This window comes from Photobacterium aquae, from assembly GCF_001029445.1.
In the GTDB taxonomy this organism is placed as follows: Bacteria; Pseudomonadota; Gammaproteobacteria; order Enterobacterales; family Vibrionaceae; genus Photobacterium; species Photobacterium aquae.
This window is the reverse complement of record NZ_LDOT01000021.1, coordinates 72,772-93,046: the sequence shown is the minus strand read 5'-3', so window position 1 is coordinate 93,046 and position 20,275 is coordinate 72,772. Positions and strand designations below refer to the sequence as shown.

Annotated in this window: 18 protein-coding genes; 13 read left to right on the top strand and 5 right to left on the bottom strand. The window is 48.7% G+C overall.

Annotated features, from left to right (window positions below):
* Nucleotides 1–6 precede the first annotated feature (6 nt).
* From ABT56_RS14475 to proV, 4 genes are all read right to left on the bottom strand, one after another.
* Nucleotides 7–483 (bottom strand): MarR family winged helix-turn-helix transcriptional regulator, encoded by a 477-nt coding sequence (locus tag ABT56_RS14475; RefSeq protein ID WP_047879595.1) that lies wholly within the window; start codon nt 481–483, stop codon nt 7–9.
* A gap of 147 nt (nt 484–630) precedes the next feature.
* Nucleotides 631–1,638: a glycine betaine/L-proline ABC transporter substrate-binding protein ProX gene (gene proX, locus ABT56_RS14470; protein WP_047879594.1), complete on the bottom strand. Its 1,008-nt coding sequence runs from the start codon at nt 1,636–1,638 to the stop codon at nt 631–633.
* A 50-nt stretch (nt 1,639–1,688) separates the two neighbouring features.
* Complete coding sequence (gene proW, locus ABT56_RS14465; RefSeq protein ID WP_047879593.1) at nt 1,689–2,780, bottom strand: glycine betaine/L-proline ABC transporter permease ProW; 1,092 nt, start codon at nt 2,778–2,780, stop codon at nt 1,689–1,691.
* 3 nt (nt 2,781–2,783) lie between these two features.
* Complete coding sequence (gene proV, locus ABT56_RS14460) at nt 2,784–3,971, bottom strand: glycine betaine/L-proline ABC transporter ATP-binding protein ProV (RefSeq protein WP_047879618.1); 1,188 nt, start codon at nt 3,969–3,971, stop codon at nt 2,784–2,786.
* Nucleotides 3,972–4,380: 409 nt separating this feature from the next.
* Here proV and ectA point away from each other — a divergent pair, with 409 nt between their 5' ends.
* The 9 genes from ectA (at nt 4,381) to ABT56_RS14415 (ending at nt 15,995) form a co-directional block, all read left to right on the top strand.
* Nucleotides 4,381–4,935 (top strand): diaminobutyrate acetyltransferase, encoded by a 555-nt coding sequence (gene ectA, locus ABT56_RS14455; RefSeq protein WP_047879592.1) that lies wholly within the window; start codon nt 4,381–4,383, stop codon nt 4,933–4,935.
* Nucleotides 4,936–4,961: 26 nt separating this feature from the next.
* Nucleotides 4,962–6,227, top strand: coding sequence for a diaminobutyrate--2-oxoglutarate transaminase (gene ectB / locus ABT56_RS14450; protein WP_047879591.1), 1,266 nt, complete (start codon nt 4,962–4,964; stop codon nt 6,225–6,227).
* A gap of 10 nt (nt 6,228–6,237) precedes the next feature.
* Entirely contained in the window at nt 6,238–6,624 is a 387-nt protein-coding gene (locus ABT56_RS14445; protein ID WP_047879590.1) for an ectoine synthase, read from the top strand.
* Between the two features lie 120 nt (nt 6,625–6,744).
* Complete coding sequence (locus tag ABT56_RS14440; protein WP_047879589.1) at nt 6,745–8,166, top strand: aspartate kinase; 1,422 nt, start codon at nt 6,745–6,747, stop codon at nt 8,164–8,166.
* Between the two features lie 302 nt (nt 8,167–8,468).
* Nucleotides 8,469–8,909: an ATP-dependent zinc protease family protein gene (locus ABT56_RS14435; RefSeq protein WP_047879617.1), complete on the top strand. Its 441-nt coding sequence runs from the start codon at nt 8,469–8,471 to the stop codon at nt 8,907–8,909.
* Nucleotides 8,909–9,814, top strand: coding sequence for a 30S ribosomal protein S6--L-glutamate ligase (gene rimK / locus ABT56_RS14430; RefSeq protein ID WP_047879588.1), 906 nt, complete (start codon nt 8,909–8,911; stop codon nt 9,812–9,814). The genes ABT56_RS14435 and rimK overlap by 1 nt, the downstream gene beginning before the upstream one ends.
* A gap of 836 nt (nt 9,815–10,650) precedes the next feature.
* Nucleotides 10,651–11,973, top strand: a complete 1,323-nt coding sequence (potE, locus tag ABT56_RS14425) for a putrescine-ornithine antiporter (RefSeq protein ID WP_047879587.1) — start codon at nt 10,651–10,653, stop codon at nt 11,971–11,973.
* 225 nt (nt 11,974–12,198) lie between these two features.
* Nucleotides 12,199–14,496: an arginine decarboxylase gene (gene adiA, locus ABT56_RS14420; RefSeq protein WP_047879586.1), complete on the top strand. Its 2,298-nt coding sequence runs from the start codon at nt 12,199–12,201 to the stop codon at nt 14,494–14,496.
* Between the two features lie 413 nt (nt 14,497–14,909).
* Nucleotides 14,910–15,995 (top strand): permease, encoded by a 1,086-nt coding sequence (locus ABT56_RS14415; RefSeq protein ID WP_047879585.1) that lies wholly within the window; start codon nt 14,910–14,912, stop codon nt 15,993–15,995.
* Between the two features lie 238 nt (nt 15,996–16,233).
* On the opposite strand, the gene ABT56_RS23300 is transcribed toward ABT56_RS14415, so the two are convergent.
* Nucleotides 16,234–17,004, bottom strand: a complete 771-nt coding sequence (locus tag ABT56_RS23300) for a hypothetical protein (RefSeq protein WP_053062505.1) — start codon at nt 17,002–17,004, stop codon at nt 16,234–16,236.
* Nucleotides 17,005–17,311: 307 nt separating this feature from the next.
* Between ABT56_RS23300 and ABT56_RS14405 the strand changes: the two genes are divergently transcribed.
* The 4 genes from ABT56_RS14405 (at nt 17,312) to ABT56_RS14395 (ending at nt 20,221) form a co-directional block, all read left to right on the top strand.
* On the top strand, nt 17,312–18,658 hold the full coding sequence (locus ABT56_RS14405) for a magnesium transporter (RefSeq protein WP_047879584.1): 1,347 nt from the start codon (nt 17,312–17,314) through the stop codon (nt 18,656–18,658).
* Between the two features lie 337 nt (nt 18,659–18,995).
* Entirely contained in the window at nt 18,996–19,217 is a 222-nt protein-coding gene (locus ABT56_RS23980) for a hypothetical protein (protein ID WP_157037862.1), read from the top strand.
* 13 nt (nt 19,218–19,230) lie between these two features.
* Nucleotides 19,231–19,521, top strand: a complete 291-nt coding sequence (locus tag ABT56_RS14400; RefSeq protein ID WP_047879583.1) for a hypothetical protein — start codon at nt 19,231–19,233, stop codon at nt 19,519–19,521.
* Between the two features lie 379 nt (nt 19,522–19,900).
* Nucleotides 19,901–20,221 carry a hypothetical protein gene (locus ABT56_RS14395; protein WP_047879582.1) on the top strand — a complete coding sequence of 107 codons (321 nt, stop codon included), beginning with the start codon at nt 19,901–19,903 and terminating at the stop codon, nt 20,219–20,221.
* Nucleotides 20,222–20,275: the final 54 nt, after the last annotated feature.

Genomic DNA, 20,275 nt, shown 5'->3' with positions numbered 1-20,275 from the left:
ATGAAATTACTTGTTATTGACCCCGTTATCAACATCTAGTAGTGGCGGCTCAGCCATTCCATGGGCATTCATCATCATAGAGACCCGCTGAACAGTCGCCAGAATTTGTGTTTGCTCCCACTCATTAAGCGAGCTGAACGATTCGATAAACGTCGCCTGCAACGGCAAGGGGGCCGTCTCGACTGTCTGCTTGCCCTTTTCTGTCAATACGGCGTGAACAATCCGCCGATCTTTGGTACTTCGTACCCGTTCCACCAATTGACGGGCAACCAACCGATCGATAACACTGGTTGCTGTCGCCTGGCTGATATTCGTCGTGGCTGACAACTGCTTAATTGTCACCTCACCAGAATCACGGATCGCCCTTAACATAATCAACTGCGGGCCCGTAAGGCCAAGTTCTTTGTTGAGTTTTTTCGAATGCAGATCAATCGCCCGAATGATCTGGCGAATGGCGACCAACACCTCTTCATGCGTATCCAATCAAGGTTCCCTCTCAATATGTAAAAATATACCCAAGCAACTTCGTGATACCGCTTCAGCACAGCCTGAACCTTGCATCTCGAGGCAACTTGGGTATAGGCAGCAACATCTATGTACCTGCCTAATAGCGTAACGATAGCTTATTGATTACAAAGCCGCTTTCTTGGCTTCGGCAATCCACGCATCGAACTGCTTCTGATTGGCCTTGATCCAGGCATTGGCATGCGCTTCGATATCAGCCGACGAATTCTTGCCCTTGCTCATCATCATATTCTGAGCACTGACATCATTAATGTTGAGAGTCATCACCTCGAACAGCTTGGCAGCCGCCGGGTTGGCTTCGGCAAACGCCTTGTTGGCAATGATCCGCATCGAGTTCATCTCAAAACCGTAATTCTTGCCGTTCGGCAGCGTCGTATCGACACTCTTACGCTCGCCGGGCAAAGCCGAGAACGGCACTTCCAGCCAAACCACATCATCACCGGGAACCAGCACGCCACTCACCCAATATGGCGTCCACGTGTAATACAAGATTGGATCGCCTTTTTTGTAGCGGGAAATAGTATCGGCAATGATGGCCGCATAATTACCCTGATTGTGCGCAACCGTATCGCGCAGCTTGAATGCCGATAGCTGCTCTTCGATAACCAACTCGCACCCCCAGCCAGGGTTGCACCCCGTCAAGTCAGCTTTACCATCACCATCGGCATCAAACAGTTTGGCCAGCTTCGGATCCTTCAACTGGCCGATATTGGTGATGCCATATTGCTCGGCGGTTTTCTTGTCAATCAAATATCCCTGGGCAGCCCCTGAGATATAGTTCCCCTTACGGTAAAACTTCTCGTCCCCGCCAGCCATAGTGTACTTGTCGGCATGAAGCGGAAACCAGCCTACAGTCAGATACGTGGCATCACCTTCGGCAATGGAGGTATAACCCACGTTGTAGTCCACCTCCTTGGTGGGTTTGACATTGTAGCCCAGCGCTTCCATCGCTTTGTTGACGATCAGGGTCTGGAACGTTTCTTCGGCCACCGTCGACTGCACCGGCTGTACCGTGATGTCCTTACCCGGCAGTGCTTGCGCCCAGGCTGCTCCTGACAACGCCGCAGATACCGCAGCAGCAGTCACAAAGTTGGTCTTCCATGAATTAGGCATAGATGCTCTCCTTCGATATTGATTCAGTCATTACACAGTGCATTGCATTTTCAACCGTCACTCTTCACCTGCTCGGCAAACGGCTTGGTTTTCTTTCCTTGCACTCGACGGCGGACAAAAAAGCCAACAGGTCCGCTCATGTACCAACGCAGTTGGGTATTTCGGGCATTCTCGCCAATAGTCTGGGTAATACGGTCAAGCAAAATAGCCAAGATCACGATACCCAGACCACCAACTGCCGCCAGCCCCATATCCAACCGGCCAATACCACGCAAAACCATCTGCCCCAAGCCACCAACAGCGATCATCGAGGCAATCACCACCATCGAAAGAGACAGCATCAGGGTCTGGTTAACGCCAGCCATAATGGTTGGCATCGCCAACGGTAGCTGAATGCGGTAGAGCATCTGCTTCGGATTAGCACCAAACGAATGGCCCGCCTCAATAAGCTCGGACGGCACCTGCTGAATACCCAAAATCGTTAACCGCACAACGGGCGGTAAGGCAAAGATAATTGTCACCACCACACCCGGTACATTGCCAATACCAAACAGCATCACGATAGGCACAAGATAGACAAACGCTGGGGTTGTCTGCATCGCATCAAGCATCGGCCGGACAATACGGGCGGCGGTGTCACTCCTCGCCAGCCAGATCCCCATCGGCAGCCCGATCAGCAAACAGAAAAAAACCGATGTCATAACCAGCGCAAGCGTGGTCATGGCTTGGCTCCACGCACCGATCAGGCCGATAACTATCAATGACACCAGTGTTGTTGCCCCCAACGTCAAACCGGCAAACTGCCAGACCAGCAGGAACATCAACACCAACATCAACGGGGCCGGAGTCAAAACCAAAGCGGCCTCAAAGGTCGACAGAATAAAGTCAACCGGTACCCTGATAGCCTGAAATACAGGTCTGCCGTACTCAACCAGCCATGACAATGCAGTTTCAACCCACTGATCAAAAGGCAAAACGGCATCCTTGAACGGATCAAGCCAATCAAATGGCGGGGCTTCAATTTCAGCATCATTGAGCCATTCTGAGCCTGCGGGGGCGTCCGATGCTGTAGCCCACGGGTCAGAAGCAGGTGTACTGCTCTGCGACCACGGATCGGTACGATCACTCATTTCCTTCGACATGTACTATTCCCTGTCCAGAGTTTGCAATAAACGTGATTTAGTGATCACCCCATGATAATTAAGCGCCCCATCCACGACAGGCACGGCATAGGGAACGCTGGCCACTTGGCCTATCAATTCACTAATCGGCAAATCGGGTTCGACCGAAATCGTATCCGCCAACTGCGCACTCGCCAGCGAGCGATGCTCTTCATGGGCACATTTCAACGACTCCAGCGACACGATGCCCGAATACTTGTTCGCCTTATCGACGACAACCCCATACTCGCGATCGTTATCTATCAGCAACTGCAATGCTGAAGCGGGGCCATCGTGATCGGACTTCTTGAAAACGGCGACGGGTTTCTTACGGGCTATATCTTTGGCACTCAACACGGTGGCGACATTGACGCCACGGAAGAAGGAACGGACATATTCGTTGGCCGGTTGGTGAAGAATTTGATCCGGGGTGCCAACCTGCACCACCGCACCGTCTTGCATAATGGCGATCCGATCGCCGATCCGCATCGCCTCATCCAAATCATGGGAGATAAACACAACCGTGCGCTTGTCATCGTTTTGCAAACGAATAAGCTCGTCTTGCATCTCAGTGCGGATCAAGGGATCGAGAGCAGAAAACGCTTCGTCCATTAGCAAAATATCCGGATCACAAGCCAATGCCCGGGCAAGGCCGACACGTTGCTTCATCCCCCCTGATAGTTCATCGGGGTAAGAATCACAGTGGGTCTCCAATCCGACACGTTCAAGGGCACGGTAGGCTCGCAGGTTACGCTTATCAAGCTCAATACCGGCCAGCTCCAAACCAAACGCCGTATTTTCAATGACAGTCATATGCGGCATCAACGCAAAGTTCTGAAACACCATAGAAATGCTGTTTCGGCGAACATCCCGCAGCTCCTCCTCAGAGATATGGGCAATATCACGACCGTTAAGCAAAACCTTCCCCTTGGTCGGCTCAATCAGGCGATTGAGCAAGCGAACCAATGTCGATTTGCCGGATCCGGATAGCCCCATGATCACGAAAATTTCCCCCTCCTCAATCGAGAGCGAAACATCATGCACACCGACGGTCAAACCGGTTTGTTCAAAAATCTGTTTCTTATCGACACCCTTGCCAATCAACGTAAAAGCCTGTTCTGGTTTTTCCCCGAAGACTTTGTAAAGGTGCTGTACTTCTAAAATAGTGGCCATTTGAAACATCCCTGCCATCAAAACAACAACACTTTCGTTACATCAAACAACGAATAGAACCCTAATCAATTAACCACAACAAATCAACAGTAAAGCAATAAAAACAAACAGCGCAATAAAAGCAAGATACTGAATTTAATGAAAAATAAATAAAACCAAATAAAATATTATTTGTTTAGATATCTAATAATATGGAAAATTTTAATTTTCCACCTCACGAAAAGAGTCAACTCACACCACTGCCAACAAGATTACAACTCTAAACGATATGATTATCAAAAACTGTAATAGTGCAGTTAATGATGTGCGTAATATCAAATAGAAAGAAACAAAGATCACAGAATGGCCTTGAAAGTTGGACTGGGTCATGTATTCTAAAAAAGGAAATTGATTAGAGTTCTAAGGGATTATGAGAGATACTTTACTGACTAGTGCTTCGTGGGCGATATACCCGGAGATCTTGGGCAAGGACAATGAAAACTGGGCGTTTCGCAGCCCTACTATTTCAGATGGCGATCAGATCCATGCACTGATTGCAAGTTGCCCACCGCTCGATACCAATTCTGCTTATTGTAACTTCCTGCAATCCTCCCACTTTAACGAAACCTGTATCTTGGCCACCTGTGACGACACCATTGCGGGTTTCATTTCTGGCTACCTCAAACCAGGCTGTGATGGCGAACTGTTCATTTGGCAGGTTGCCGTCAGTCCGGCATATCGAGGCAAGGGCCTAGCGTACAGCATGCTTCAGGCACTATTGCGCCGTCCGGGACTGGATCATGTCACCACCATAGAAACAACTATCACAAAAAATAACCACGGTTCATGGCGTCTGTTTAAGAAGCTCGCAAGGGAAAACGGTAGCAAAGGGGCTGTCACCACTTTCCTTGACGAAAAACAACACTTTAAGGGAAAACACGACACCGAATTTTTGTACCGTATTCCGCTCAATACAGAGCAATAACCAATTAGGAACTTAATGGCATACTCATGAGTATTTTCAAGAAGCAAGAATCCAATGTACGTTCTTACTGCAACAGCTTTCCCGTAATATTCCGGCATGCCAAGGGCTGCTGGCTTGAGACCGACCAAGGCGAACGCTACATTGATTTCCTCGCTGGCGCAGGATCGCTGAACTACGGGCATAACAACCCGATCTTAAAACACGCACTGCTTGAATATATTGCACAAGATGGCATTACCCACGGCCTGGATATGCACACTGACGCCAAGGCACATTTCCTGTCAGTATTGTCTAATCATATCCTCGAGCCTAGAAGGCTTGACTACAAAGTGCAGTTTACCGGCCCAACAGGCACCAATGCCGTGGAGGCCGCCATTAAACTGGCACGCAAAGTCACTGGCCGCAGCAACATCGTGACATTTACCAATGGCTTCCACGGCTGTACGCTCGGCGCCCTTGCCGCAACAGGCAACCAGCATCACCGCGGTGGTGCGGGTATTCCACTGGCAGGTGTATCGCGATTACCGTATGAAGGCTATGCCGATATCGACGGGCTGGCTTTGTTCGAAACCATGTTAGTCGACAATTCAAGTGGCCTTGACCACCCTGCCGCGGTCTTGCTCGAAACAGTCCAGGGCGAAGGCGGCCTGAATGTCGCCTCTAACGAATGGCTGCAGCGCCTGAGCAAAATCTGTAAAAAACACGGTATTCTGGTGATTGTCGATGATATCCAAGCGGGGTGCGGGCGTACCGGCACATTCTTCAGCTTCGAGCCATCGGGCATCCAGCCAGATATCGTCACACTGTCTAAATCCATCGGCGGCTATGGCTTGCCTATGGCACTGGTTCTACTAAAACCCGAGCTGGATAAATGGCTTCCCGGCGAGCACAACGGTACATTCCGGGGCAATAACCACGCTTTCGTCACCGCCGCCAAAGCCATTGAAGCATACTGGGCCAACGATGACTTCAGTCGTCATATCCAAGCGCGTAGCCTGCAAGTCAGCCGTACCATCCAACGCTTGCTTAAGCAGCATCCTGAGCTGTTTGTTCAAGGAAAAGGCCGTGGCATGATGCAAGGCATCGAATGCAAAAACAGCAACGATGCAGGCGAGATTGCCAAACTCTGCTTCGAGCGGGGCATGATCATCGAAACGGCCGGCCCGAACGATGAAATCCTCAAGTTCTTCTGCCCGCTCACCATCAGCGAATCAGAACTCGAGCAGGGGCTGCATATCTTCGAGCATGCCGTTGAGGCCTACTCGGCAACCGTAACCCAAAAAGCATCTTAAGGACGAAAAGATGATCGTAAGAACATTCGACGAATGTAAAAACAGTGAACGCCGCGTGGTATCGGACAACTGGGAAAGTGTCCGCATGTTACTCAAAGACGACAATATGGGATTTTCTTTCCATATCACCACGATTTATCAAGGTACCGACACCCATATTCACTACCAAAACCACTTGGAGTCGGTGTACTGCATGTCGGGAGAAGGTGAAATAGAAGTCGTAAATGGCAAAACCTATCCCATCAAACCGGGGACCCTCTATATTCTCGACAAACACGATGAGCACTTCCTACGCGCTTACGAAGGTGCAGATATGGTGATGGCCTGTGTGTTCAACCCACCCATCACCGGTGCGGAAGTTCATGATGAAAATGGCGTCTACCCGCTAGTAGACTGATCCCACCCTGCATGTCATTCCCCCATTGCCCCGTGACCACGCGGGGCAATTTAACCAAGGCTCATAACTACTCGCCTCACAGGATAAGGCAAGTAGACACGTACAGAAAAAGGATTTCCCATGACCTATACCGTTGAAAAAATCGGCGGCACATCGATGTCTGCGTTTGACGACGTATTGGACAATATTCTGCTACGCCCAGAAAATCCCTACAACCGGGCGTTTATCGTTTCAGCCTACGGCGGCGTTACCGACCAGCTGCTAGAATGCAAACGCTCTGGCAAACCCGGTATCTACCAGTTTATCGCCAAGCGTGACGAACAGTGGCTAGCCGCAATGGCCGAGCTCAAGCAGCGCTTGCTCCTGATCAATGAAACCTTGTTTGCCGATCCGCTCAACCGTCGCCGCGCCGATAAATTTATCAGCGGCCGCATCGACGGGGCCACCGAATGTATTCAAAATATCCTCGAAACCTGCCGCTACGGCCAGTTCTCACTGCGTCACTACCTACCGCAAATCCGCGAGTTCCTCTCAGCGATCGGCGAAACCCATAGCGCCTTCAACACCGTGCTCAAACTCAAAACCCTCGGGATCAATGCGACCTTTGTTGATCTTTCCGGCTGGGACAATCAAGCCAGCGGATCGCTGGATACCGTCATTCAGCAGGCTTTTGCCAATATTGATGTCAGCAAAGAGCTCCCCATTGTGACTGGCTACGCCTATTGCGACGAAGGGCTAATGAAGACCTATGATCGCGGCTACAGTGAAATGACATTCAGCCGAGTTGCCTGCCTAACCAAGGCCGACCAAGCCATTATCCACAAAGAGTTCCACCTCAGCTCGGCCGATCCTCGCTTAGTTGGCGCAGACAACGTCAAGCCTATCGGCACCACCAATTTCGATGTCGCGGACCAGCTTGCCAACCTCGGCATGGAGGCCATTCACCCCAATGCCGCCTCAGGGCTACGGGAAAACAACATAGAGCTCTGCATCAAAAATACCTTCGAACCGGAACATCCCGGTACCTTGATCGCCCAGCACTATGCGCCCGAACACGAGAAGATCGAAATTATCGCCGGTAAGAGCAAGGTATTTGCCCTGCATATCTTCGATCAGGCCATGGTCGGGCAGGTTGATAACGTCAGCTTCGACATCATGGAAATCATTGCCGATGCCAGAGTGAAACTCACCGGCAAAGAGATGAACGCCAACTCGATTACCTATTACCTCAGTGGCTCGACAGACAACCTCAACAAGGTTTTATACAAAGCCGAGAAGTCCTACCCCAAGGCGACCATTACCGGCCGAATGGTGGCGCTTATTTCAGTGATTGGCGCCCTGTTCAATACCAACTCGGCGCTGAGCCAAGGCGTACTGGCCCTGATGGACAACGGTATTACCCCGATTGCCTGCCATTCGTCCATGCGTAACGTCAATGTACAATTTGTGGTAAGCGACGAAAGCTACCAAGCCGCAATCCGTGCCTTGCATCAAACCTTCTTCGAGAAGAGCAACACCACCAGCCGTACTTGCGCAGCCTGACTAATCCCCAAAACAGACCAGGCAATGACACTGTTGCCTGGCATTCCTGCTTTTGTGATGAGCTCTAATATTCGCACTAACCATTAGTCTCGCTAACCACACAACGTTCAGAAAGCTAAGAGTCTGTAATTACATTAAAAAAATAACAATACATTGCCGTACCAAGACACAGACTATCTTGTACCACTTTTTAATCACCCAAAAATCTTACGCTATACTTTCACTTCTAACGATTTCCTCAACACCAATACAGGTTGCTCATTCATCCATACCCGGTATTTCAACAAGAAAGGTATATGACAATGACGAACAAAATGGTGGTTGGTTGGCGAGAAACCCTCAGCTTGCCGAGCTTGGGCATCGACACCATCAATGCCAAAGTTGACACCGGTGCCCGCACCTCCTCGCTGCACGCATTCAAATATGAAGAGTTTCGTAAGAACAACACAGCATGGCTGCGCTTTTGGCTGCATCCCCTGCAGGACAATACCGATTTCATCCAAACCTGCGAAGCAGAGATCGTCGATAGGCGTGCGGTGAAAAACTCCGGCGGTATTCCGGAGACCCGCTACGTTATCAAGGCAGACATGACGATCGGCGGGCAAACCTGGCCGATCGAAATCACCATCGCCAACCGTGACAACATGGCTTATAGAATGCTTCTTGGCCGTACTGCCATGCACGGGCGGATCATCGTCGATCCCGAACAATCTTTTTTAATCGCAAGCAAAGGAAGCGAATAATGAAAATAGGCATCCTGTCACGTAACGCCAACCTTTATTCCACCCGCCGGCTGATAGAAGCCAGCGAGGCCAGAGGGCATGAAGTCAAGGTGATCGACGCGCTGCGTTGCTATATGAACATCAATTCGGAAAAGCCGCAAATCCACTTCCAAGGGGAAGAGCTATCCGATTTCGATGCCATTATTCCCCGTATCGGCGCCTCAGTAACCTTCTACGGCACAGCTGTTCTGCGCCAGTTCGAGATGATGGGGGTTTATCCGGTCAACGAATCGGTCGCCATCACCCGCTCTCGTGACAAACTCCGCTCGATGCAACTACTCTCGCGCAAAGGGGTCGGCATGCCCATTACCGGTTTCGCCAGCAAGCCCGGAGACACCAAGGACTTACTGCACATGGTTGGCGGGGCTCCTGTCGTCATCAAATTGCTAGAAGGCACACAGGGGATCGGGGTGGTACTGGCCGAAACCCAGAAAGCGGCCGAAAGTGTGATTGAAGCCTTCATGGGGCTCAAAGCCAACATCATGGTTCAGGAGTTCATCAAGGAAGCCGGCGGGGCCGATATACGCTGCTTTGTTATCGGCGACAAGGTCATTGCCGCCATGAAACGCCAGGGGGCCGAGGGGGAATTTCGCTCCAACTTGCACCGAGGCGGCAGTGCTTCTTTAGTAAAAATATCCCCGCAAGAAAGGCGTACCGCCATCGCGGCATCGAAGATCATGGGGCTCAATGTGGCAGGGGTAGACCTGCTGCGATCCGAACGGGGACCGCTGGTCATGGAAGTCAACTCCTCGCCGGGTCTTGAAGGCATAGAAACCGCCACCGGCAAAGATGTTGCCGGCATGATTGTCGAATTCATTGAGAAGAATGCCGCCAGTAAGCGAACCAAGACTCGCGGCCAGGGCTAGGGTGTGCCCGTTACTGGCGTAACGGGCAAAACCATACGCCCACCTCGACATCCCTAAAGAGCATGCGCGGTGCCTATATCGCCCAAAATGAACATATCACCCAGCAAATGCTCACCTTCTATTCAGACCATTAGCGCCAATACTATGCACAATTCTATGCACACCTTTCCTTTGGCGGTTAAAAAACAGGCAAAAACAAGCCCATTCAACGCACTTTTTTGCCTACAACCTCTATCAGCAACCATTTTTTCGTCGCTCACACGAAAAAAAACGCATAAATCGTGAAAAAAATTTAGACATTTATCTGCGAGATAAATGCATAAGTATCTCGCATTATTCAAGCACGAAAACGTTGCACTTCACGGTTTGCCAAGCCCATTTACCGCCACTTTATCACGCTAAGTATTTGATAGTATGAAATGTGTGACCAAGATCACACGGAGTAAACAGGGTCAATTTATACCTACAAGGTATTTGTATAACAAAAGGAATGATTATTTATTTTTCCTCTATTCGCCCTGATTTGTGCAATGAGTGATTCCATTTTTAGTGTTTTTTCATTTCAAATTTGAATTAATATAGCCGCCATCGCTTCGGAACTTCTTTTCCAAACGACATCAAAAATAATTAATGAATAGAGTCTTAATAACGTATGACTATTTGTTAATGGATAAACTGCCACAAGAACATATTAGCTATTATTGATTTCTAAATAATATTTAAATTCTGATCTTTATCGACAGTTCACCAAGGAACCGGTTATTCAATTAAGAATAAACTTATATTCTTAATTGAATAAGAAGTTATTCTTTCGCATCTGAATTGAGGGTAAATATATGTCTTCCGATGCAAGTAGTAAAAAAATGGGATTAGTCGGCTTAACCGTTTTGGTTGCCGTTAACATGATGGGCTCGGGTATTATTATGCTACCCGCTAGTTTGGCCCAAGTCGGAACAATATCATTATTATCATGGGTCGTAACTGCGCTGGGTGCAATGTGTATTGCTTATACCTTTGCTAAATGCGGTGCTTTTTGTAAACGCTCTGGCGGCATGTCCGCTTATTCAGAAGAAGCTCACGGTAAATCATCCTTTTTCATTGCCTCTTACACATACTACGTATGTTTGGTAATTAGCTGTGTAGCCATTGCCGTTTCGGCTGTTGGTTATATCAAACCTTTCTTTCCGTGGCTTGATACACCGATGCACACCTTCTACGGTGTTGTTTCCATCCTTGTCTTGACGATGGTTGCCAACATCGGCGGTCCTAAGATTACCGGCCAGATCTCATCGGTTACGGTATGGGGTATTATCCTACCCGTTCTAGGCCTATCCGTACTTGGCTGGTGGTGGTTCGATCCACAAACTTTCATGGCAGCATGGAACCCGCACCACGATACAACAATGCACTCAGTATCAGCTGGCATCGCATTGACTTTATGGGCATTTTTGGGAATTGAGTCTGCTGGCGCTAACTCCGATGCAGTAGAAAACCCAGAGCGCAACGTACCGCTAGCCGTACTGTTCGGCACAGGTTTCGCGGCCGTGGTTTACATTCTGTCTACCACTGTAATTCAGGGTATTATCCCTAACGCCGAACTGGCTAACTCAACCGCCCCATTTGGCCTAGTGTTCAGCCACATGTTCAACCCAACTGTCGGTAATATCGTAACACTAGCAGCCGTAATCGCTTGTATTGGTTCGCTATTAGGCTGGCAGTTCACTAACTCACAAGTATCGAAAGCGGCTGCTGAATCAAATCTGTTCCCTCAGATTTTTGCAAAAACCAACAAATACGGCGCACCCGTTGCTGGTATGGCCATTATGCTTGTGGCCGAGCTACTGCTGGCTATGATGACTATCTCGCCTAACTTGGTTAATCAGTTCAACGCACTCTTGAACTTGGCGGTATTCGTGAACATGGTTCCTTATATTCTGTCTATGACTGGCCTTGAAGTCATGTTGCGTAAAAATAAAGTCAGCCCATCTCAATATAAACTGGGTGCAACAGTAGGTACTTTGGGTGTTGTTTACAGTATTTACGGTGTGTACGCCTGTGGTGCAGATGCAGTATTCGGCGGTACTATCCTGACTCTATTTGGTTATATCTTCTATGGCTTTATTGCGGCACGAGATGTAAACAAAGAAGCAGAAGCATAATTGATAAGTAAATTTAGCCAACATTATCTCTTGTTAATCTAGAAACTATTATTTAGTCCTATACAAAATAAGTCGGGTTATTTATTGAGGGTAATAAAATAAATAACCCGCAACAAAATTACGTTAACACACTGCCTGGTCTCTTAAATGTAATTATTAAGACCATCCAAGTTGACGCTGAAATTAACCTAGCACAACCTGCATAAGATTTATTAGGTAATTATTATGAGCAACAACTTCAGCAAAATGCGCACTCTGGTTGTAGAGCCGCAAAGCATCGATGCGAGCAGCTATGCCGGTCGTACAACACGTACCCTTATCGATGAGTTAACTGACCGTTCAATTGAAATTATCTCAGCAACGTCATACGAAGATGCAAAAGCTGTGATTATGGCGACTCAAATTGACAGCCTGGTTTTGACCCTAGACAAATCTGAAGAGCAAATCCTTCAGTCCAATGACGAAATCGATCTTCTAACCAGCCTGCAAGACCGCCAGCCAGAAGTACCTGTATTCCTGCTAGCTGAACGCGAGCGCACATCCATCCTTGCCAACCGCAAACTGATGGAACGTGTTGACGAATGTTACTCCGTACTGGAAGACACCGCTGATTTCGTTGCCGGCCGTATTGTTGCCGCGATGAAACGCTACCGCGAACAAGTTCTGCCGCCGCTAATGAAAGCCATGATGCAGTACAACGACGTTCATGAATATTCATGGTCAGCACCTGGCCACCAAGGCGGTATCGGTTTTACCAAAACACCAGCAGGCAACCAGTTCTACCAGTTCTACGGCGAAAATCTGTTCCGCTCAGATATGGGTATTGAACGTGCCTCGCTAGGCTCCCTGCTTGACCACACCGGCGCATTCAAAGACAGCGAAACTGAAGCTGCCAAGATCTTCGGCGCTCACCAGTCATACTCAGGTATTGTCGGTACCTCTGGTTCTAACCGTACTATCATGCAGGCGTGTCTGAAAGACGATGATATCGCCATCATCGACCGTAACTGCCACAAATCAATCGAGCAAGGCCTGATCCTGACCGGTGCCCGCCCTGTTTACATGACACCAAGCCGCAACTGCTACGGCATTATCGGCCCAATCAGCAAATCAACCATGGCAGCTGCGTCTATCGAACAGCGCATTGCCGAAGGCAAGCTGACCAAAGACTTTGCTGGCAAATCACCTCGCTACGCCGTTGTGACCAACTGTACCTACGACGGTATGTGCTACAACTCAGAACACGCAGAATCACTGCTTTCCGAAAGCTCAAACCGCATCCACATGGATGAAGCATGGTTCGGTTACGCTCGCTTCAACCCGATTTACAAAGGACACTTCGCAATGCGCGGTGACGCCTCTGACCACCAAGGCCCAACCGTATTTGCAACGCACTCAACACACAAGCTCCTGAACGCACTGTCTCAGGCATCTTACATCCACGTGCGCAACGGTGAAGACGCTATCGACTTCGACCGCTTCAACCAAGCGTACATGATGCACACCTCAACATCGCCGCTATATGCGATCTGTGCATCTAACGACGTAGCTGCCAATATGATGAAAGGCCAGAGCGGCCTGTCCCTGACCAGCGAAGTGATCCGCGAGGCTGTTATCTTCCGCCAAAACGTTCGTAAGCTGTTCAACGACTACACAACCGACGGTGACTGGTTCTTCAAGCCGTGGAACGCGGAAATCGTTACCGAAACCAACGGCGAGAAAGTGAAGTTCGAAGACGCCTCTGTTGAATCGCTAATGACCGTACAGGACAACTGGAAGCTACACCCTGGCGACCAGTGGCACGGCTTCGACCATGTCGACGACAACTGGTGTATGCTTGACCCAATCAAAGTCAGCCTGCTAACTCCAGGCCTAGATGACAAAGGTCAGTTCCTTGACAAAGGTGTACCTGCGGCGCTAGTAAGTGCCTACCTTGGCCGTTTCGGTATCGTTCCGACCCGTACCACTGACTTCCAGGTAATGTTCCTGTTCTCAATGGGTATCACCAAAGGTAAGCGCGATACACTGGTTAACACCCTGCTATCGTTCAAGCGTCACTACGATGCCAATGCTTCTTTGGAAACCATCCTGCCTGAATTGGTAGAGAGCGCTCCGGAAGTTTACAAAGGCCTAGGCCTGCGTGACCTTGGTGACCGTATGTTCCAATACCTTGTTCGTCACAACCCTGCTCAGGTATTGAACGAAGCGTACTCAAGCCTACCGGAAATCGAGTTGAAACCTCGTACAGCCTACCAGCACATTGTTGCCGGTGACGTAGAGATGGTTGCCTCGGATAAGCTTGAAGGCCGCGTTGCAGCGCACTCTGTGATCCCTTACCCACCAGGCATCCCAATGCTAATGGGCGGTGAGAACTTCGGTAGCGAAAACAGTGCCCAGATCAAGTACCTGAAAGCACTGGAAGCATGGGATGACGAATTCCCTGGCTTCGAACACGAAACCGAAGGGGCTGAGAAAGAAGGCGGTAAATACCACGTTCTTTGTATCAAAGAGTCTGCCCTGTAAAGACGACTGCTCCCCGCTTTCGGCGGGGAGCCTGACCTAACGATGATCTAATCTCTCTTAAACCCCTTGGGGTTATTGTATTTCCACTATCTTTGTTGTCGGCATGCTAAATGAAATTGGGTATACGTACCGATTACCTTCACCAGTCATGTAGCTTCACACGCCTCACCCCTCTCCGGGTGAGGTTTTTTTTGCCTTTTTCTCAGCTCAACCACACTCTGCACGCAATCACTTTATCTTTGATCCACGCCCCCCATCCCTGCTGTCAGGGTAAAAATTTAATGCCTTATATTTCAAATTGATACTCTTAAATTGGCAGACATTTCGATTTTTATCGAAATTAATATTTGACGACAAAGAAGCTCGGGCTTATATTTCGACACATATCGAAATATTAGTTATAGGAAATCCCAATGAGCCCTGATATGACTACCATGTTCAAAGAAGCAGCCGATATGTTTCTGTTTCTTGCGGCCGAGCTTACCGTTCTCTTCCTCGCCATCAGCTATCTGGTTGGCGTATTACAGGAATTTCTGACACCCGAGAAAATCCAGTCAATCCTGAGTTCGAAAAAAGGCAAAGGCTATATTGTTGCCGCCCTACTCGGTGCCATCACACCATTTTGTTCGTGCTCGACCATCCCTTTCCTCAAAGGCTTGTTGCGCGCCCGGGCTGGATTCGGCCCGATGTTGGTGTTCTTATTTGCCAGCCCACTGCTCAACCCAGTGATCATTGGCCTGTTTGTCATCACCTTTGGCGTTAAGGTCGCCGTATTCTATTTCCTGGTTGCCCTGTTGGTTTCCGTATCAGCTGGTTTCGTGCTCGAAAAACTCGGCTTTGAACGCTACGTCCGCAAGGAAGCCTATGAGTCCGGTTCGGCCTCAAGCTGCGGTAGCACCTGTGGTGATAGCAAGCAGAAACCCGTTACCAAAGCCCCTGTAGATACTGGCAGCTGCTGCAGCCCAAAACCTGACATGGCGTTGGCACAGGCAACCATCTCATCTGCATCACCAGTATCATGCTGCACAACAGCTGCCCCAGCAGCTACGGCATGCTGTGATACAAGCAGCGTCAATGTAAAAGAGGAGAGCCGCTGGCTGCGGATCTGGCGGGCAACGTGGAAAGACTTCAAACAAGTTTTGCCCTACCTGCTAATGGGCATTGCAATCGGCTCGTTCATCTACGGCTTTATTCCAACGGATCTGATTGCCAAATACGCAGGTAACGCCAGCTGGTATGCGATTCCTGTTGCGGCGGTTATCGGTATTCCGCTCTATATCCGAGCAGAGGCAGTGATCCCGCTAAGTGCGGCACTTGTAAAGAAAGGAATGGCAATGGGATCGGTAATGGCACTGATCATCGGCAGCGCAGGAGCCAGTCTGACAGAGGTGATTTTGCTGAAATCAATTTTCAAAAACCAAATGATTGCCGCCTTCCTGGCCGTGATTCTGGGCATGGCCATCGGTGCGGGTTACCTCTACACCCTGATGTTCGGCTAAAAAACACCGCCAAATAACAGCACCCCGCTTAACGCGGGGTGTTTTATATGAGATATACAATCATTTTAGGTGACAACGTCACAACTGGGTGCCAACACCGATTTATTCTTGATATTTTTACGTAAAATAGCCCCACGAAGCCAAACATAAATAGTGAGTACCCGAAAAGGATCCCAGCATGATCAAAAAACGGTGCATCACTGCACCGTTTCTTTATTACCCTATTTGCCTCACGCGATTATTCGACGATCAGCATATTTTCCGGTGTCAGGCCCGCCGGGTTGCTGTAAAGGTTCCGAATCACCTGCTCGGCCGCTGTTGACCATTTGCCGTAGTAGGGCTCAAAGTGGTTGAACAGGCCGAGGTTGTGGGCCATCTCATGGATCACAATATCGGAGTCCCACTCGCACTGACCATTGCCCAAATTTACCCAAGCGACATGATCGGTGCTGAACAAGCCGGTATTCGGGTCAATCTCAATGGACAGGCCGCCGTTATAAGGTGCGGAAGAGGCATTGGCACACATTTTTTCAGGATCGCTTTCCATTTCAGGATCCCAAAAAGCCGTCCCTTCGGCGAATACCAACCCATATTCGATACCATGTTTGGCATAGAACTGGTTCAGCTTGCTCGACTGTTGCCAGTCATTCTGGTTACCCGGCTTGGCCGGATCCCGAAAATATGAGATATCGTCATCAATCACGGTAAACTCAGAGAAAACCCCACCTAACAGGCCTTTCATCTGGCTGACGCCATCTTTAATCGGTAGAGGAACCTCGCCCCCACCGTTTTTCACAAAGTAAACAGGAATTTTTGACGAAATATCAAACCGTACCGTTGTCCCTGCAGGCTGGCGATCCGGGTAGACCTCAACAAAACCCTTGTCGATATTCGTCTTCTGGATATAGCCACGGATATTTACCGGTTCAATCACTTCTGTTTCTTCTTCTTCACATCCAGCCAGCAACGCCAAACCAGCCAAAACCAAAACACCTTTGGTTAACTTCATTGTCATTTTCCTTTCCTGCTTTATCAATCAGCGGTGATTTATACCGTAAACGAATGATTTATAAAAATTTAAGGCTAAATACACCCACGCCGACATGATAACTGCTTCACCCTGCTCGTAAAGTGCTTTATATGAATATCCACGGTAAATTCCAACCAAGACAAAGAAATACCTTCAGAAACAGTCATAAAAACCCTATCAAAATGGTATGGTAGGCGCCGGGCAATCATCGCCCACCGCACAATAACAAATTAATACGCACAGACCCGCTCGGCCGCCAGGAACAGATGGCGACAAGGATACATGCATGAGCCACACTTTAGATTTAAGCCTTCTCATTGAACGTATATCGTCAGCCGACGTTGACGAACAGCGACTGATTTTCAACGAACCGGAAATACAACAACTCGAAGCCGGTTCGTTCGCCACCTTGCTCGAAGCCCTGCCGCTTGACCAGCGTATGGAACTATGGCGCCAGCTTCCCCTCAACGATCACGTCGATGTCCTGACAGCGATGCGCGCCGACACCCGAGAATGGGTGATCCAATCACTCAGTGAAGCCGAGCTGAATCTGGTACTGGCAAAAATCGACAACCTTTCGCTGATCGAGTGGGCCGACTCATTGCCCGAGGAGATCATCGACCGCGCTATCGAAATGCTCAGCAAAGAAGATCTCGAGCTATTTGATCGCGCCAACCAATACAGCGATGAAGAGATCGGCCGTTATGCCAATCCCAAGGTGATTTCACTGCCGCAGGGTATCTCTGTAAAACGAGCCAAGGTCCTGCTCGAACGCTACGGCTACCACTACCCGGCACCGATTTATGTGGTTACCCGTAGCAAACGGTTCGTCGGGGCCGTCAACTACCAGCAATTGATGGAAGCCGAACCGCTCGACAAACTGAGCTCCCTCGCCGATACCGATTGCCCGGTGCTAGAAGACGATGCCTCGTTGACCGAGGCAGTCGAGGCGATTGAACACAGCCAGCGCTTCAGTCTGCCAATCGTCGATGAAAACCATGCGATTGTCGGCGATATTGACCTTCATCTGGCCCTTGAGCTAATGCGGGAAAACTACGAAAGCACTCTGATGGCCAACGCCGGTATGAGCGAAGAGGATGACCTATTCGCCCCCATCACCAAAAGTGCCAAGAAGCGTGCCGTCTGGCTCGGGATCAACCTGCTCACTGCAGTGCTGGCCTCGATGACCATCAGCCTGTTCGAGGATGTCATTGCCCAGGTTGTCGCACTGGCCATCCTGATGCCAATCGTCGCATCAATGGGCGGCATTGCCGGTAGCCAAACCCTCACCTTAATGATCCGAGGCATGGCCCTCAACCAGGTCACCGCCGGTAACCGCTGGTCGTTGCTACGCAATGAATGCGGTATCGGTTTTCTGAACGGGGTGCTCTGGGCGGTGCTAATAGGCCTGATGGCTGGTCTTTGGTTCCAAGATCCGATTATCGGTGCCGTTATCGCGGTCGGTATTGTCATCAATATTATTACCGCCGCCCTGTTCGGGGTACTAATCCCGGTTGCACTGGACAAATTCAACCTCGACCCGGCCCTTGCTGGCTCTGTGGTACTCACCACCGTCACCGACGTGGTCGGCTTCTTTGCTTTCCTAGGCACAGCCAAACTGTTGTTGCTCTAGAGATACCCCAAAACTCACTAACCATCGCCCTGCAATTGCAGGGCGTTTTTGTCTCTAGATTGCCGTATCTAAGTTATCCGGTCATCCTACCTTCTCCCCCCAAAATCTATCCACCCAGCATGAGCAATTTTTTGCCCGGCAAGCAAGATATTGCCCGCGCCAAGCAAGATATTGCCCGACATTGTCAAACCCCGCGTCAAACTCAACTAAACACCTATTCAAACATCAATATATCAATGACTTAAGCATCATCAAATATGGCCTGATTATTGCATTTAATGAAGTCCGCAAAACCAAAAGTAGACACCATTCGCGAACGGCCAGAGAAAGGAAGCACATGACGCAAGGTACGGGTTCAAACGGAACAGGATTACAATTTACGATCAAGATCGAAGGATTAGATCCGAAATCTAAGGTTACCCCTGATCGTTGGGGAGCTGATCGGATTCAAGGTACAAGGGATGGTATTGATGTTACTGTTGATTTATATCCGTCTATTTCAAAATATGCAGGTAAGATTTCTATAGCATATCCAACCAATACACCAGTTAATCCTTAAGTTGAGATTTAGCATGAATGAATTCATAGACATTAGTATTGCAAAAGAAAAAGTTCAGGCGATTTTAGATTTGTGCCTGGGTAGTCTTTGTGAAGATGCAGTTAGTGAAATTGTCCATTATATAGAACACAACGAGCCAGAAATTGCCTTTGAAGGCTTGTTTATTGAACTGATACAGCTAGGAGTTTTACCTAAAAACGTTGATAAAACTAGCTGCATTGAACTGGGTGAATATTTGAACTTAGATAGTGAATCAGTGTTGGGTGATGAGTTTTGGAGTAAGTTTATCGCATTCTTAGCGTAGGATGGCTTCTACTACTACGATAGCTTGTTAGTGTATGCAGTAATGTTACAAAGAGTGGAGCATTCCCTAAAATTGCCGATGAAATGAGTTCTTTGATCGGCTCCCCTAAAAAGATAGGCACAACACTTGACGGTACAGTGCGAACCACATGGATGCCCACTCTAGCACTAAAATACGACATGAAAGTCACCCTCATGATTAAAGCAGGTTATAATCCTCGTCATCACGGTGAGCATTTTCATATTGATACCAAGCCACATATTATTTCTTGGAGCCAAGCAAGAAAACAAGGGTAAATATTTAAGTCAAAACCAGAAGGCTCCCTCCCAGAAAGTGGTACTGGTTTTCTATCAAGAGAAATTTTTCCAGGGTATTAATTATGATAATTTCTGAATTAAATGTATCTGATGGGCAGGTTACAAAGTTTTCTGTTCAATCAGATGTTGTGACGGTTGTTCTAAAAGATTGGCAAGACGAAGTTCATACTCTTATTTTTAAAGGTGTAGTTGGGGTTGAGTCGTATTCGCCTGAAGGCGTTGATTTGTGCCACATTAAAGTATTGACCGAATCTGAAAAAGTAAGGAAAATTTGTTCTATCGTAGAGGCTGATGAGCATGAATTTATTGAGTATTCATTTATCTCTGCATGGAGTGATCTACCTGTACTAAGCGTTTTTAGTGAAAACTCAGAAATCATTTGAATATTTTTTACTTCAAGCCCGCATTCGTGGACATTTTTAATGCACGGCTTATTA